The organism is Serratia sp. BNK-33-b (assembly GCF_048684565.1).
GTDB classification, from domain to species: Bacteria; Pseudomonadota; Gammaproteobacteria; order Enterobacterales; family Enterobacteriaceae; genus Serratia; species Serratia marcescens.
This window is the reverse complement of sequence record NZ_JBLQTZ010000001.1, coordinates 3,547,424-3,563,059: the sequence shown is the minus strand read 5'-3', so window position 1 is coordinate 3,563,059 and position 15,636 is coordinate 3,547,424. Positions and strand designations below refer to the sequence as shown.

The 15,636-nt window shown below is 59.4% G+C and carries 11 protein-coding genes and 2 pseudogenes; 6 read left to right on the top strand and 7 right to left on the bottom strand.

What is annotated here, in order from left to right:
• Positions 1 to 260 precede the first annotated feature (260 nt).
• The 3 genes and pseudogenes from ACMGGK_RS17175 to ACMGGK_RS17165 all read left to right on the top strand — a co-directional run.
• Entirely contained in the window at positions 261 to 4,484 is a 4,224-nt protein-coding gene (locus ACMGGK_RS17175) for an RHS repeat-associated core domain-containing protein (protein ID WP_420277066.1), read from the top strand.
• Between the two features lie 6 nt (positions 4,485 to 4,490).
• The gene (locus tag ACMGGK_RS17170; protein ID WP_049239966.1) at positions 4,491 to 4,718 is read left to right on the top strand and encodes a hypothetical protein; all 228 of its coding nucleotides are present in this window, start codon (positions 4,491 to 4,493) and stop codon (positions 4,716 to 4,718) included.
• Between the two features lie 202 nt (positions 4,719 to 4,920).
• Positions 4,921 to 5,031: pseudogene (locus ACMGGK_RS17165) on the top strand (RHS repeat-associated core domain-containing protein); the annotation flags it as partial.
• A 364-nt stretch (positions 5,032 to 5,395) separates the two neighbouring features.
• Here ACMGGK_RS17165 and ACMGGK_RS17160 read toward each other — a convergent pair.
• Together ACMGGK_RS17160 and ACMGGK_RS17155 are read right to left on the bottom strand one after the other, a co-directional pair.
• Positions 5,396 to 5,905 (bottom strand): hypothetical protein, encoded by a 510-nt coding sequence (locus ACMGGK_RS17160; RefSeq protein ID WP_420277464.1) that lies wholly within the window; start codon positions 5,903 to 5,905, stop codon positions 5,396 to 5,398.
• Positions 5,906 to 5,969: 64 nt separating this feature from the next.
• On the bottom strand, positions 5,970 to 6,704 hold the full coding sequence (locus tag ACMGGK_RS17155; RefSeq protein ID WP_273889594.1) for a hypothetical protein: 735 nt from the start codon (positions 6,702 to 6,704) through the stop codon (positions 5,970 to 5,972).
• A 174-nt stretch (positions 6,705 to 6,878) separates the two neighbouring features.
• Between ACMGGK_RS17155 and ACMGGK_RS17150 the strand changes: the two are divergent.
• Positions 6,879 to 7,079: pseudogene (locus ACMGGK_RS17150) on the top strand (transposase); the annotation flags it as partial.
• A gap of 6 nt (positions 7,080 to 7,085) precedes the next feature.
• Here ACMGGK_RS17150 and ACMGGK_RS17145 read toward each other — a convergent pair.
• The 5 genes from ACMGGK_RS17145 to cecR are packed head-to-tail and all read right to left on the bottom strand — an operon-like array spanning position 7,086 to position 12,804.
• Entirely contained in the window at positions 7,086 to 8,192 is a 1,107-nt protein-coding gene (locus ACMGGK_RS17145; RefSeq protein ID WP_033641042.1) for an ABC transporter permease, read from the bottom strand.
• Positions 8,193 to 8,204: 12 nt separating this feature from the next.
• A complete protein-coding gene (locus ACMGGK_RS17140) occupies positions 8,205 to 9,359 on the bottom strand; it encodes an ABC transporter permease (RefSeq protein ID WP_420277065.1) in 1,155 nt (384 codons plus the stop codon).
• Positions 9,356 to 11,092, bottom strand: coding sequence for an ATP-binding cassette domain-containing protein (locus tag ACMGGK_RS17135; RefSeq protein ID WP_420277064.1), 1,737 nt, complete (start codon positions 11,090 to 11,092; stop codon positions 9,356 to 9,358). Before ACMGGK_RS17135 ends, ACMGGK_RS17140 begins: the two co-directional genes overlap by 4 nt.
• 8 nt (positions 11,093 to 11,100) lie before the next feature.
• Complete coding sequence (hlyD, locus tag ACMGGK_RS17130) at positions 11,101 to 12,087, bottom strand: secretion protein HlyD (protein ID WP_016928674.1); 987 nt, start codon at positions 12,085 to 12,087, stop codon at positions 11,101 to 11,103.
• 18 nt (positions 12,088 to 12,105) lie between these two features.
• Positions 12,106 to 12,804, bottom strand: coding sequence for a transcriptional regulator CecR (gene cecR, locus ACMGGK_RS17125; RefSeq protein ID WP_176063553.1), 699 nt, complete (start codon positions 12,802 to 12,804; stop codon positions 12,106 to 12,108).
• Positions 12,805 to 13,101: 297 nt separating this feature from the next.
• On the opposite strand from cecR, the gene rhlE reads away from it, so the two are divergent.
• Positions 13,102 to 14,481: an ATP-dependent RNA helicase RhlE gene (gene rhlE / locus ACMGGK_RS17120; protein ID WP_079449548.1), complete on the top strand. Its 1,380-nt coding sequence runs from the start codon at positions 13,102 to 13,104 to the stop codon at positions 14,479 to 14,481.
• A gap of 113 nt (positions 14,482 to 14,594) precedes the next feature.
• On the top strand, positions 14,595 to 15,554 hold the full coding sequence (locus ACMGGK_RS17115) for a D-2-hydroxyacid dehydrogenase family protein (protein ID WP_420277063.1): 960 nt from the start codon (positions 14,595 to 14,597) through the stop codon (positions 15,552 to 15,554).
• Positions 15,555 to 15,636: the final 82 nt, after the last annotated feature.

The window sequence follows — 15,636 nt, the reverse complement described above, 5'->3', positions numbered from 1 at the left end:
TTTTTTTATGCGATTTTGTGATGCTTAAGCTTTCGTTAAGCAAAAGGATTTTGCATGATGCCCAATACTTCCTGCTATATCTTTATCGAAGGCAGTGCGGTCCTACAGGAAGGTTACCTAGATCGCACCGTCAAAGTGCTTCTGACCGGTGATGAACGTTTTTCCCTCGATCAATGTTTCTCGCGACGCGCTGCAGCAGCAGGTGCTGAGCAGCTACCGGGCGGCCTAACGATGAACTCTTTGCGTAAAAGGAACTTACGATGACCGAAGCGGCCCGCGTCGGCGATACCATCGGGCATTCCCATGCCCTGGCCGGCATGATTGCCGGCACCCTTGTCGGCGGCCTGATCGCCGCCGCAGGCGCATTGGCGGCGGGTGCGCTGTTCGTCGCCGGCCTGGCGGCTTCCTGTATCGGCGTCGGCGTGCTGCTTATCGGCGCCAGCCTGGCGGTGGGGTATCTCACCGGGGAGGCGGCCACCGCGGCGCGCGACGGCATTGCCGACGCTGGTGCCGGTAGCCTGACCCCCAAAGGCAATATCGTCACCGGCTCCCCCAACGTCTTCATCAACGGCAAACCCGCCGCGCTCGCCACCAACAGCCAGGTGGCCTGCAGCGACGACGGCCCGAGCATGCAGATGGCGCAGGGCTCCGACAAGGTCAGCATCAACGGCCAGCCCGCCTCGCGCGTGGGGGACAAAACCAACTGCGACGCGCAGGTGATGGAAGGTTCGCCCAACGTATTTATCGGCGGCGGCACTGTCACCACCTTGCCGATCAAGCCCGAAGTGCCGGATTGGCTGTACAAGGTCTCTGACCTGACGCTGCTGTTCGCCGGCCTGGTGGGCGGTGTGGGCGGCGCCGCCGGCAAGCTGGGGGCGCTCGGCAAACTGCTGGGCAAACTGCCCGGCATCAACAAACTGGCGCGCATCGCCTGCCGCGCCGGCACCCTGATGACCGCGACCGCCGCCGTCGGCATTATCGCCCGGCCGGTGGATATCGTCAGCGGCCAGAAATTCCTCGACGCCGAAGACGATCTCGATTTCGTGCTGCCTTCGCGCCTGCCGGTCGCCTGGCAGCGCTATTGGCGCAGCGGCAACCCCGGCGACGGCGTACTGGGCCGCGGCTGGAACCTGTTTTGGGAGAGCAGCCTGCAGCCGTATCAAGACGGCCTGGTGTGGCGTGCGCCTTCCGGCGACTTCGTCGCTTTCCCTATGGTGCCGCGCGGCCACAAAACCTACTGCGAAGCCGAAAAATGCTGGCTGATGCACAACGACGACGGCAGTTGGCAGCTGTTTGACGTCGGCGAACAGATTTTCCACTACCCGCCGCTAGCGGGCGAGCAGCCGAGCCGGCTGAGCATGATCACCGACGCCATCGGCAACGCCACCTCGCTGTTCTACGACGATGAGGGGCTGCTGAGCGAACTGGTGGACAGCGCAGGGCAGCGCCTGATGTGCCGCTATGCGCAGGGCCGCCTGCGTGAAGTGGCGCTGCAAACCGCCGAAGGCGAACGGACGCTGGCGCGCTACGGTTACGATGAGCAGGGCCAGCTGACGACGGTGAGCAACCGCGCCGGTGAGGTGACGCGCCGCTTTGGCTGGCGCGACGGCCTGATGATCAGCCACCAGGACGCCGCCGGGCTGCTGAACGAATACCAATGGCAAGAGATCGACGGCGTGCCGCGCGTGACGGCCTATCGCAACAGCGCCGGAGAATCCCTTGAGTTCGGCTATGACTTCGCCGGCGGGCGCCGCAGCGCGGTGCGCGGCGACGGCAAGCGGGCGGAGTGGCGGCTGGATGACGACGACAACGTGGCGCAGTACACCGACTTCGACCAGCGCCGCTACGGTTTTATCTACCAACGCGGCGAGCTGTGCAGCGTGCTGTTGCCCGGCGGCGCGCAGCGCCAGAGCGAATGGGACTCTTACGGCCGCCTGCTGTCGGAGACCGACCCGCTCGGCCGCGTGACGCGCTATCAATATTCGCGCAACAGCGGCCGGCTGTTCGCCGTCGCGTACCCGGACGGCAGCAGTGAGGCGCAGCATTGGGACACGCTGGGGCGCCCGACGCGCTATGTCGATGCGCTGGGCAATGCCACGCTGTACCGCTATCCGGATGACGAAGAGAGCCTGCCAGCCAGTGTGATCGACGCACTGGGCGGGGAAGTGAAGCTGGAGTGGGACGCCCGCGGCCAGCTGACGCGCTACACCGACTGTTCCGGCAGCGTGACGGCTTATACCTACGATGCGCTGGGGCAACTGACGACGCAGACCGATGCCGAAGGCCATCAGACGCGCTACCTGTGGGATAACGGCGGCCGCCTGCATACCCTGATCCACCCGGACGGCGGCGAAGAGCGTTTTAGCTGGAATGCGCACGGCCAGCTGGCCGAACATCAGGACGCGCTGGGCAGCCTGACCCGCTGGCAGTACAACGCCCTGGGGCTGCCGGTCAGCATCACCGATCGCATCAACCGCACCCGGCGCTATCACTACAGCCCGCAGGGCTGGCTGACGCGGCTGGAGAACGGCAACGGCGGCGACTACCGCTTCAGCTACGATGCGGTGGGCCGCGTGCTGACCGAAGAGCGCCCGGACGACACCCGCCACTATTATCGCTACGGCGCGGCCGGGCTGCTGGAGGAGCACCGCGAGGTCGGCTTGCCGGGCAGCGCGGGCGAGCTGACGCAGCGCGAACAGCGCTTCCGCTTCGACGAGGCCGGGCAGCTGGTCTGGCGCGGCAACGCCAGCGCGGAATGGCATTACCGCTTCGACGCCATGGGGCGGCTGCGCGAGCTGAACCGCCTGCCGACGGCGAGCGGCGCGGCGCTGGGCATCGAGCCGGACAGCGTGCAGATGCGCTATGACGCCGCCGGGCGGCTGCTCGGCGAACAGGGCGTGAACGGCGAGCTGCAATACCAGTGGGATGCGCTGGCCAACCTGCAGGCGCTGACGCTGCCGCAGGGCGATCGCCTGCAGTGGTTGTATTACGGTTCCGGCCACGCCAGCGCCATTAAATTCAACCAGCAGGTGGTGAGCGAATTCACTCGCGATCGCCTGCACCGGGAAACCGGCCGCAGCCAGGGTGCGCTGCAGCAGCAGCGGCGTTACGACGCCATGGGCCGCCGCAGCTGGCAGAGCAGCGCCTTCGGCCATGACAAACTGACTCGGCCGGAAGACGGCGTGCTGTGGCGCGCTTATCGCTACACCGGCCGCGGCGAGCTGGCCGGGGTGAGCGACGCGCTGCGCGGCGAAGTGCACTACGGTTACGACGCCGAAGGCCGCCTGCTGCAACACCGCGAGCCCAATCAGGGTAAACCGGGCGCGCGGCTGGTGTACGATCTGGCGGATAACCTGCTGGGCGAACGCAGCCCGCAGAGCGACATCGACGCGCACCTGCCGCTGGCGCCGATCGCCGATAACCGCCTGACGCACTGGCAAAAACTGTTTTACCGTTACGACGCCTGGGGCAACCTGATCAGCCGGCGTAACGGCCTGTACGAACAGCACTACCGCTACGACGCCGACAACCGGCTGGTGCAGGCGCACGGCCGCGGCCCGCAGGGCGAGTTCGAGGCGCAGTACCATTACGATGCGCTGGGCCGCCGCAGCCGCAAAGCGGTGCGCTACAAGGGCAAAACCGAACAGACGACCCGTTTCCTGTGGCAGGGCTACCGGTTGCTGCAGGAGCAGCGCGACGACGGCAGCCGCCGCAGCTGGAGCTACGATCCGGCCAGCCCGTGGAGCCCGCTGGCGGCGCTGGAGCAGGCGGGCGACAGCCGCTCGGCGGATATTTACTGGTATCACACCGATCTGAACAGCGCGCCGCTGGAGGTGACCGACGCGGCGGGCAACCTGTGCTGGTCCGGGCAATACGACACCTTCGGCAAGCTGCAGGGCCAGACGGTGGCCGGCGCGGCGAAGCGGCAGGGCGCGCAATATCAGCAGCCGCTGCGCTACGCCGGGCAATATCAGGACGACGAAAGCGGCCTGCACTACAACCTGTTCCGCTACTACGAACCCGAGGTGGGGCGTTTCACCACGCAGGATCCGATAGGGCTGCGCGGCGGGTTGAACCTGTATCAGTATGCGCCGAACCCGCTGATGTGGGTGGATCCGTATGGGCTAAGTTGCTCGCCATCAACGAAGTTGAACCGAAAGTTTAGGGCTTTAGAAAAAGCTCAAAAAACGGCAGTAAATACTCGACATCTACCTGATGGCCGCATTCGCTATTATGACAAAGAGGCATTAGCTAGAACTCAGGGACCAACAAGAGGACGCTCCCATGTTACAGAATGGGATCCTAAAACAGGGAATGTAAGATCTTGGGAAGAGACTTATAATCATGCAGGAGAGGTCAATCGAGTTCATCCAAAAATGAAAAATGGTGAAGTGTTAAACCTGCCCCATTATCCACCAACTAAAGCTGATATCGATGCAGGAATCGCAACTCCTTCAGGTAAGGCAACAGGAATAGGATGGTGATTTAATATGAATGAGATGAGAACGCTTTTTTTAAATGGATTGAACTGTCTTCTTGATGATGATTATAGTTCATCTAAAGTGGCGGACTACGCCTATAGATTTTATCTGGACTATGATATTCCTGACGAAGAACTCTCATATGTAGTAGATTATTTAAAAGGAATTGATGCTGGCCCAGAATTTGAAATGAGCAAAGATGAAGTAATATCTTTCATCAAGCTAAATCTGAAATGATAAATTGAAAGCCGGAATGGTTAAACCTACCCGGCTACTATATAGTACTAAACTGACTGAGCCCCTCTTCGTGTTAAAGACAAGTCATGAGGGGGGAAGGTCGGATAAGGATAGAGGCATATGGCAGTGATATGAACACCTGGTAAATGTAGTGGATAAATTATGAAAAAGTTATATTTCTCAATGACAACCTGTTCCATCCGAGGTGGGACGTATTACCACACAGGATCCTGTAGGGGTGCACGGCGGGCTGAACCTTTATCTGTATGCGGCGAACCCGCTGATGTGGTTGGATCCGCTGGGACTGAGTAGTAAGCCATGTAAAACAGAGAAAACGCCGGAAGATTCTTATGAAAAAGCCAGGGGTAAAGTACTCAAATGACTCGAGGAGCGTGCTTTTCTTACTGCTTGATACGGGTTTTGTCATGTGAGTCGCGTCTGATTTAGAGCTTACTCATTTAGTCGTGTGACAACTATTGCTGAGTAAGATCACTGTTCTGGATAGACCATCATGACTTTGCTCGTAGTTCTCTATCAGATGAAAATATTGTAACAAACAAAGAGCAGTTTGATGCTTGATTGAACCCCTGTGGGCCTATAGAGAAAAAATGCCACTATCTCCAAAATAGATGAGTGAAAGATGATAATTTTGGCCTGGTTTTTGCCAGGCCACTTCTTCACAGCATAGCTAATAAGGCTGATGCGCCAGCACCAACGAGACTAGCTACAGTGCTATTATTTAGCAAATCCTTAAGTAAAGATTTTGCCTGAGGGTCCTGTGATTGAGATACTTTTTCAACAAGTTCAGTTATGCTGATATTTAAAATAAGATGGTTACGTTCACCGATTTGAACTTGTGAGCCTGATACGCTTCCTATGTTGAATGTATTTTGGCTAGATTGCTTGGGTTTGTGCTCATTGGCAGTTAAATTCTCAACCTTTAATGTAAGCATGTGTGGGTGATTGGTACCAACATTAAGTGTGCCTCCAGGTAAGAATGACATATCAAGTACTTTTAAAGATATTTCGCCCTTTCCTAGTTTTTGAGTTATTTTATCGCCAATGCTAATGTTGGGCTCTTCAGTGTAAGGGATTAGCACTTTTTTTTCAGCTGAATTTCGTCGCCCTTTATATTCAGTTCCAGAGATTGTGAATGTTTCAGGGTATGCCATAGCATCAAAATCCATCATGTTACTCCTTTAGATTTCTGTGTTGTGATTAGGTTTTCTGATTCATAAATATGAGCATAATCTACTGTTTAAAAATAGATACTAAGAAATCATATTTTTCTTTACTTAGTAATTCTCTTGAGTGGGCGCTACTCAGAAGTATTTTCGAGAGAACAATAATCTCATCATCACCCGAAGAAGCAATCATTCTGAAGAAGTCACTTAACTCTTGAACGTTGATGTTATTACTTGTGCCAAATTGCGCATATTTGCTATTTACAGTCTCTATATTGAATATATTCTGGTTCGCCAGTGGCTTTTTTAACTTCTCAATCTCTGCATGTTCTATAATCTTTTGAGACATACTTTCAATATGGCCGCTAACATCTTTCTTTTGTGGAAATGAAAATCCATCCCCTCTTAATATTTTATCTGTTTCGGCCATTTCATGGTAAAGCCTACGAACCATCACCAGCAATAGTATTTTAGCTTCTTCAATGGATTCCTCTGTTGCATATTGGCACTCGATTGCCAACGCTGAGGTCTGCTTAAATACATTTATTGAGTAATTTTCAATGTAAGGTTCGATAAATCCATTCCAAAAAACCTGAACGGGAGAACCTTTAAATGCTACACCTTGATAGCAGATTTCTGTTCCATCATATGCAGTAACTTTCATAGGTGGTCCTGCATGGAGGAATCGCCATCTACGAATCAATTTGGTTAGTTCTTCATCAATATCTTGAACGGCTTTATACGTCCTTTTGAACAAGGGAGATGAAGGCATACCCGGAACGGCAAGAATCTCTTTTTTCACGTGGATCTCTATCATTTTCACTATTGTTTTTTATAAATTATTTATGCTTTGTCTTTCAAGATTATTCAGTATAAAAATACCTTATTTACATCGATAATTTGATCAATATCTTGATTAGTTTCTCTCAGACGTGAGCCGTCACAGACTGTTAAATCAAGCTATAGCGAGCATAACCCCTTCAAACAGCCGTTTGCCAATAAGCTGAGAGGTTATGTCAATGGCATATTCGTGAGTCCCACGCATCGTCGGAGTACCAGCGTTCTGGAAGGAATAAATAATAAAATTAAGGCGATAAAAAGAATGGCCTAGGGATACCGGTATAGCGATTACTTCTTTTTGAAAATCAAAGCAGCGTTTCCCGGTAAAGCGTTATGAATCTTTTTATGCGATTTTGCGGCGAAACAGCGCGTAGGCGGCGCTGCCGGTGGTGGCGGTGATCACCAGCAGCGGCCACAGGCTGCGCCAGATGATGCTGAAGCTGGCGTCTTTCAGGTAGATCTGCTTGGTGATGTCGGTGAAGTGGCGTATCGGGTTCACCCAGGTCAGATCCTGCAGCCACACCGGCATATTCTCCACCGGCGAGACGTAACCTGAGAGCAGGATCGCCGGCATCATGAACACGAACACGCCGATAAACGCCTGCTGCTGAGTGGCGCACAGCGACGAGATCAGCAGGCCGAAACCGACCAGCGACAGCCCGTAGATCAGCATGGTGGCATAGAACAGCAGCAGCGATCCGGCGAACGGGATCTGGTACAGGAAGATGCCGATCAACAGCACGATGCTGGACTGGAAACTGGCGACGATCAGCGCTGGCACCGCCTTGCCGATAAAGATCTGCCAGGTGGTGAGCGGCGAGACCAGCAGCTGTTCCAGCGTGCCCTGTTCGCGTTCGCGCGCCACCGACAGCGAGGTGACGATCAGCACGCCGATGGTGGTGATCATGGCGATCAGCGATGGCACCACGAACCATTTGTAGTCCAGATTCGGGTTATACCAGTTGCGCACCACCAGTTCGCTGTTGTTGGGTTTGGCACGGTTGCCGAGCAGCTCGTTCTGATATTCCTGCACGATCTGCTGCACGTAGTTGGCGGCGATCTGCGCGCTGTTGGAGTTGCGCCCGTCGAGCAGCAACTGCAGCGGCGCGGTATTGCCGGCGGCGATATCGCGCGAGAACTGTGCCGGGAAGCGGATCAGCAGCAGCGCCCGTTGGTTATCAATGGTGGTCTTTATCTCCTGCGGGTTGCGCAGCAGCAGCACATGGGAGAAAGCTTTAGCCTTGGCGAAGCGTTGGGTCAGCTCCACCGAAGCCTGGCCGCTGTCCTCGCTGTAGACCGCGATGGTGGCGTTGGTCACCTCCAGCGTCGCGGCGAACGGGAACAGCAGCACCTGCAGGATCACCGGCATGATCAGGATGGCGCGGGTTTGCGGATCGCGCAGCAGCGCCTGCATTTCCTTGATGATGAGCGTCAACAGACGGTGAAACATCGCTCTTTCTCCTTAATCCAGCCGACGCTGGGTTTTCCAGGCCGTCAGGCCGATGAACACCACGGCGGAAGCGATCAGGAACAGCAGATTGATCGCCAGCACGGGGCCGACGTTGCCCGCCAGGAACAGCGTTTGCAGCGTGCTGACGAAGTAACGCGCCGGAATGATGTAGGTCACCGCGCGCACGATCGCCGGCATGCTGTCGATCTGGAAAATGAAGCCGGACAGCATGATCGACGGCAGAAAGGCGGCGTTCAGCGCCACCATCGCCGCGTTGAACTGGTTGCGGGTGAGGGTGGAGATCAGCAGGCCCATGCCGAGGGTGCTGGCGAGGAACAGGCTGCTGATCAGCAGCAGGATCGGCAGCGAACCGCGATAGGGCACGCCGAGCACCCACACCGCCACCGCCATGCACAGCGCCATGGCGATCATGCCGAGGAAGTAATAAGGGATCAGTTTGGAGAGCAGCAGCTCGCTGCGCGTCACCTGGGTGGACAGCAGAGCCTCCATGGTGCCGCGCTCCCATTCGCGGGCGATCACCAGCGAGGTGAGAATGGCGCCGATCACCGTCATGATGATGGTGATGGCGCCGGGAATGATGTAGTGCCGGCTGATGGCCGCCGGGTTGAACCAGTAGCGCATCTGTACGTCAATAAGCGGTTTGTCGTTGTTCCCCCGATCGGCGGCGCGCTGCTGCTGCCAAATTTGCCATACGCCCTGGGCATAGCCCTGCACGAAGTTGGCGGTGTTCGGCTCGCTGCCGTCGGTGATCACCTGGATAGGGGCGCTGTCGTGCGGGCGCGCCATGCGCTGGTCGAAATCCACCGGGATCACCACCAGGCCGCGGATCGTGCCGGCCTGCATCTGCTGGATCAGCTGTTGGCGGTTGTCGCTGATGGTCGGTTCGATATAGGGCGAACCGGCGAAGGCGTGGGCCAGATCGCGCGCGTCTTCGCTCTGTTGCTCCATCAGAATGCCCAGATGCAGCTTGCTGGAGTCCAGGTTGATGCCGTAGCCAAAGATGAAAAGCAGCATCAGCGGGATGACGAAGGCGATCAGGCCGCTGCTGGGATCGCGCAGTATCTGCCGCGTTTCCTTCAGGCACAGCGCGCGCAGCCGGCGCCAGGAGAAGCCGCTCTCGTCGATTGGGGTTCGGTTATCGCTCACCGTGATTCCTCCTCGTCGTAGCCCTGAACCAGCTCGATAAACGCCTGCTCCATCGAAGGGTTGGGATTGTCGTCGCGCGCCACCTGTTGTTTGAGATCGTCCGGCGTGCCGGCGGCGATGATCTTGCCGCGATACACCAGGCCGATGCGGTCGCAGTACTCCGCCTCGTCCATAAAGTGGGTGGTCACCATCACCGTGACGCCCTTGTCGACCATGCCGTTGATGTGTAGCCAGAACTCGCGCCGCGTCAGCGGATCGACGCCGGAGGTCGGTTCGTCGAGGAACAGAATATCCGGTTCGTGCATCAGCGCGCAGGCCAGCGCCAGGCGCTGCTTGAAGCCGAGCGGCAGCGCGTCCGGCGTTTGATCGAGGATCGGCGCGAAGTTGAAGGCGCGCGACATCTCGTCGATTTTGTCGCGCTGCGCCTTGCCGCTCAGGCCGTAGACGCCGGAGAAGAACTTCAGGTTTTGCGCCACCGTCAGGTTGCCGTACAGCGAGAATTTTTGCGCCATGTAGCCAAGGCGTTGGCGCGCCTGGCCGGAACTGGTTTTCAGATCCATCCCCAGCACCAGCGCCTTGCCGCTGGAGGGGATCAGTAGGCCGCACATCATTTTGAAGGTGGTGGACTTGCCGGCGCCGTTCGGGCCGAGCAGGCCGAAGATTTCGCCGCGCCGCACCTGAAAATCGACGTGATCGGTGGCGGCGAAATCGCCGAATTTTTTGGTTAGCTGCACCGCTTCGATCACTGTTTCACCACTTTCGCCGTTGACGGTCGGCATGATCTCCGCCAGCGCCGAGCGATGGTTGGGGCCGCCGCCGAGCAGATCGATAAACGCATCCTCGAAGCGCGGATCCGCTTCGTTCAGTTCGGCGTCCGGCAGATCCAGCGCCTGCAGCAGCTGGCGGTGATCTTCGCCTTCCTTCAGGATCAGGCGCAGGTACTTGCCCTGGATCACGCCGTCGGTGACCGCCGGCAGGCAGATCGCCCGCTGCAGCAACGATCGATGGCTGCCGGGTGGCGCGGCGATCAACACCGTGCGCCCGGCCATACGGCGAGTCAGCTCCTGCGGCGCGCCGCTGAACAGCAGCTCGCCCTCGTTGAGCAGCAGCACTTCGCGGCACTGCTCGGCTTCGTCGAGATAAGAGGTGCTCCACAGGATCAACATGCCGTCGTTGGCCAGCTCGTGCACCATGCGCCACAGTTCGCGGCGCGAGATAGGATCGACGCCGACGCCCGGTTCATCCAGCAGCAGCACCTGGGGGGCGCCCACCAGCGTGCAGGCCAGTCCCAGTTTTTGCTTCATGCCGCCGGACAGCTTGCCCGCCAGGCGCTCGGTGAAGCGGGTCAGGTCGGTGAATTTCAGCAGCCGTTCGAAGGTCTGACGCCGCAGATCGCCGGTGACGCCGCGCAGATCGGCGTACAGCGTCAGGTTCTCCATCACCGTCAGATCCTCATACAGCCCGAACTTCTGCGGCATGTAGCCGAGGATCGCGTGCAGTTGACGATCCTGGCCGATCGGATCCAGCCCGGCGACCCGCAGTTTGCCGCTGCTGGGCTGCAGCAGCCCGGCCAGCATGCGCAGCAGGGTGGTTTTGCCAGCGCCGTCCGGGCCGACCAGCCCGATCACCGCGCCGCTGCGCAGGGTGGTGGTCAGGCTGGCGACCGCCGGTTTCTCAAGCGACGGGAAGCGTTTTTCCAGCCCTTCCAGCTCGATGGTGTGCGCCTGTTCCATGGCCGGCCTCAGGGTTTGGCGAAGCGCAGGGTGACCGGCATGCCCTGGCGCAGCGCGTCGTCGGCGTCGGTGACGATCACCCGCAGGCGGTACACCAGATCGGTGCGCAGGTCCGGCGTTTCAACGCTTTTCGGCGTGAACTCTGCGGTCGGCGAGACAAAGCCGATCTTGCCGTGGTAAGGCTTGCCGGGGCGGCCGTCGGTGTAGATCTCCAGTTCGGTGCCGGGCACCGCCTGATTCAGGCTGGTCTCGTTGACGTAGGCACGTACCCACACCGGCCGGGTCAGCGACAGGGTGAATACCGTGCCGCCGGCGCCGAGCATGGTGCCCGGCTCCACCGCGCGGGTCAGCACCGTGCCGGCGGAAGGGGAGATCAGCGTGGCGTCTTGCAGGTTCAACTGCGCCTGCGCCAGCGCCGCTTCGCTTTGCGCCACGTCGGCCTTGGCCTGTTCAATCTCTTGCGGGCGATTGCCGCTGCGGTATTGCGACAGCTTGTCCTTTGCCGCCTGCAGATTGGCCTGCGCCTGATTGCGGGCGGTGCGTGCATCCTCCAGCGCGTCGGCGGAGGTGGCGTTTTTCGCCCACAGCCCCTGCTGGCGTTTCAGGAAGCTGTCGGCATAGGTGAAGGCGGACTGGCGCTGCGCCATTTCTGACTGCACCTGGGCTATCTCTTCGCTGCGATAGCCGGCCTGCAGCAGCGACAGTTTGGCGCGCGCGCTGCCGACGTTGGCTTCGGCCTGCTGCAGCGCGTTGCGGTAGGGGGCGTCGTCCAGCTTGCCGAGCAGCTGGCCCGGCTGAACGGCATCGCCTTCATCCACCGTCAGCGACGCCAGGCGGCCGTCGACGCGAAAGCCGAGGTTGACCGTGCGGATATCGACGTTGCCGTACAGCGTCAGCGGCTTATCCTGCTGCTGTTGGTAATGCCAGACCCCGTAAGCGGCGGCCGCGATCAGCAGAATTAACAACACGATCAAGGCACTGCGTTTTTTGTTCATAACACTCCCTGCCTGAATTTACGCGCCATGACGTTGGCGCAGCCCAGTAACCAGAATTTCAATATGTTCGCTCAGCACCGCCGCGATTTGCGCCGCTTCACTTTCACCAATCTCTTGCCAGCCGGCCTGACGGCGGATGGTTTCGCGCGCCACGCGGAACGACAGCACCTCGCCGATCAGCGCATGGGTATGCAATACGAGGCGGGGAGCGTGTTCGTCGATGCCGGTGGCGGCCGACAGCAAGCGGCACAGCCGCTCGTGCATCGGCGCGATTACCTGGCGGTGGATCAGCGGGTAGGCCTCGGTCGGGGCGAGCTGTTCGCGTGACATGATTTTGCTCAGGTTCAGCGTGTGCGGCTGGGTCATCAGCTCGCTGAAGGCCAGCAGGCCACGCTGCAGCAAGCGTAGCGCCGCGTCGGGTGAGCGTTGTTCGGGCGCTTCTTGCCCAAAGCGATCGACCTCTTCGGCCAACGGGGCGAACGCCTGCTGGATGAAATCGGCGAGCGATTGCGCCACGGCCAGATACAGCCCCTCTTTGGAGCTGAAGTAGTAGGTAATGGCGGCGATGTTCTGGCCGGCGCGCTGGGCGATATCGCGCGTGGTGGCGCCCTGCAGGCCGAATTCACCGAACAGTTCGGTCGCCGCGGCGAGCAGCTGCCTGCGCGTTTGCTCGCCGCGCGCCCGGCCGGCGGCCTGATGAGGGACGGAAGCTGGCATGGGTCACGCTCGAAGTTAATCAATCATATGATTAACTTTATGCCAGATTGTCTAAAACGCAACCGCTAACCACAATGAGTTATGTGATCGGCTTCAGACAATGCTGAATTTACGGCAGATTGTGCTCTAGGTGCGTAAAAGTGCTTTTTATTGCGCGACTTCTGTTACAATCGGCGCCTGGTGCACTGCAGTTTGTGCCAATCCCTCGTGGTCATGCTTAATGCCCCGTCTGATCATCCTCCCAGGAAACTGCACCGAACACCGTTAGGTTAGGGGGGATCTGGAGTTTTTCTCTTTATGTCATTTGAAACCCTCGGCTTAAGTGCTGAAATTGTGCGCGCTGTTGAAGAACAGGGCTATCGCGAACCGACGCCAATCCAGCGTCAGGCTATCCCTGTCGTGCTGGAAGGTCGTGACCTGATGGCCAGCGCCCAGACCGGCACCGGTAAAACCGCCGGTTTTACCCTGCCGCTGTTGCAGCTGCTGAGCAAGCATGACCATCCGGTCAAAGGCCGTCGCCCGGTGCGCGCGCTGATCCTGACGCCAACCCGTGAGCTGGCGGCGCAGATCGGCGAAAACGTCGAAGCCTACAGCAAACACCTGCGCCTGCGTTCGCTGGTGGTGTTTGGCGGCGTGAGCATCAACCCGCAGATGATGAAGCTGCGCGGCGGCGTCGATATCCTGGTGGCGACGCCGGGCCGTCTGCTGGATCTGGAACATCAGAACGCGGTTGACCTGTCCAAAATCGAAATTCTGGTGTTGGACGAAGCGGACCGCATGCTGGACATGGGCTTTATCCACGACATCCGCCGCGTGCTGGCCAAGCTGCCGGCCAAGCGCCAGAACCTGCTGTTCTCCGCGACCTTCTCCGACGACATCAAGGCGCTGGCCAACAAGCTGCTGCACAACCCGGCCTCGGTGGAAGTGGCGCGCCGCAACACTGCGTCCGAGCAGATCGAGCAGAGCGTGCACTTCGTCGACAAGAAGCGTAAGCGGGAACTGCTGTCGCAGATGATCGGCGAAGGCGACTGGAAACAGGTGCTGGTGTTTACCCGCACCAAGCACGGCGCCAACCACCTGGCGGAACAGTTGAACAAAGACGGCATCACCGCTGCGGCGATCCACGGCAACAAGAGCCAGGGCGCCCGTACCCGTGCGTTGGCCGATTTCAAAGATGGCCGCATCCGCGTGCTGGTGGCGACCGATATCGCGGCGCGCGGTCTGGATATCGACCAGCTGCCGCACGTGGTGAACTATGAGTTGCCTAACGTGCCGGAAGACTATGTGCACCGTATCGGCCGTACCGGCCGCGCGGAACGCACCGGTGAAGCTATCTCGCTGGTGTGCGTGGATGAACACAAGCTGCTGCGCGACATCGAGCGTCTGCTGAAGCGTGAAATTCCGCGCATTGCGCTGCCGGGCTACGAGCCGGATCCGACCATCAAGGCCGAGCCGATCATCAACGGCCGCCAGGGCGGCGGACGCGGCGCGCCGCGCGGCAACGGCGGTGGCCAGCGTTCCGGTAACGGCGGCGGCCAGCGCAGCGGTAACGCCAACGGCGGCCAGCGTGAAAACCGTGGCAACGGTAACGGCAACGCTCGCCCGCAGGGTGACGGCCAGCGCCGTTCCGGCGCGCCGTCTTCGCGCCGCCCGCGCAATCGCAAACCGGCTGAATAAGCCTGATTGCTCAAAGAGTAAGCCGCCGATACGGGCGGCTTTTTTTTGCCTGGCGGAACGCCATTTTCGTACTAGGCTGGACGGTGGCTACCCCTACATTCCAGGAGACGGAGATGAAATTGAAGTGCGCAATTCTCGATGATTACCAGCAGGTGGCGCTCAAGATGGCGGACTGGTCGGCGCTGGCCGATCGGGTGGAGGTGTCCGCCATCAGCGCGCACTTTACCGATGAAGCGGAACTGGCGGTGCATCTGCAGGAGTGCGACATTTTGGTCATCATGCGCGAGCGCACGCCGATGACCGCCTCGCTGCTGGCGCGGCTGCCGAAGCTGAAGCTGCTGATCACCTCCGGCATGCGCAACGCCGCTATCGATTTGGCCGCCGCCGCCGAGCGTGGCGTAGTCGTGTGCGGCACCCGCAGCGGGTCGGCGGCGCCGATGGAGTTGACCTGGGCGCTGCTGCTCGGGCTGGCGAAGCATATCGTACCGGAAAGCGTCGGGCTGCAAAACAATGGCCCGTGGCAGCTGGGCTTAGGCGTCACGCTGCAGGGGAAAACGCTGGGGCTGCTGGGGTTAGGCAAGATCGGCGGCCAGATGGCCCGGGTGGCGCAGGCGTTCGGCATGCGGGTGCTGGCCTGGAGCCAGAACCTGACGGCGGAACGGGCGGCGCAGGAGGGCGCTGAGCTGGCGTCATCCAAACGGGCGCTGTTTGAGCAGAGCGATTTTGTCTCCATTCACCTGGTGCTGAGCGACCGCAGCCGCGGGTTGGTGGGGCGTGATGAATTGGCGGCGATGAAGCCCACCGCTTACCTGATCAACACCTCGCGCGCGGGCATCGTCGATCGGGCGGCGTTGGTGGACATCCTGCAACAGCGGAAGATCGCCGGCGCCGGGCTGGACGTGTTCGAGACGGAGCCGCTGCCGGCCGACGACGTGTTTCGCCAGCTGCCCAACGTGCTGGCGACGCCGCATGTGGGTTATGTGGCGGACGACAATTACCGCGCCTACTTCACCGAGGCGGTCGAGGACATTGCGGCGTTCCTCGCCGGCCAACCGATCCGCCGGCTGGGCTGACGGCATTTTTAATGCCCGCAGAGGCTTGTCTGGCGCGGGCATTCACCCGTATCATTGCGGGTCTTTTTTTAGCTGGGATTGG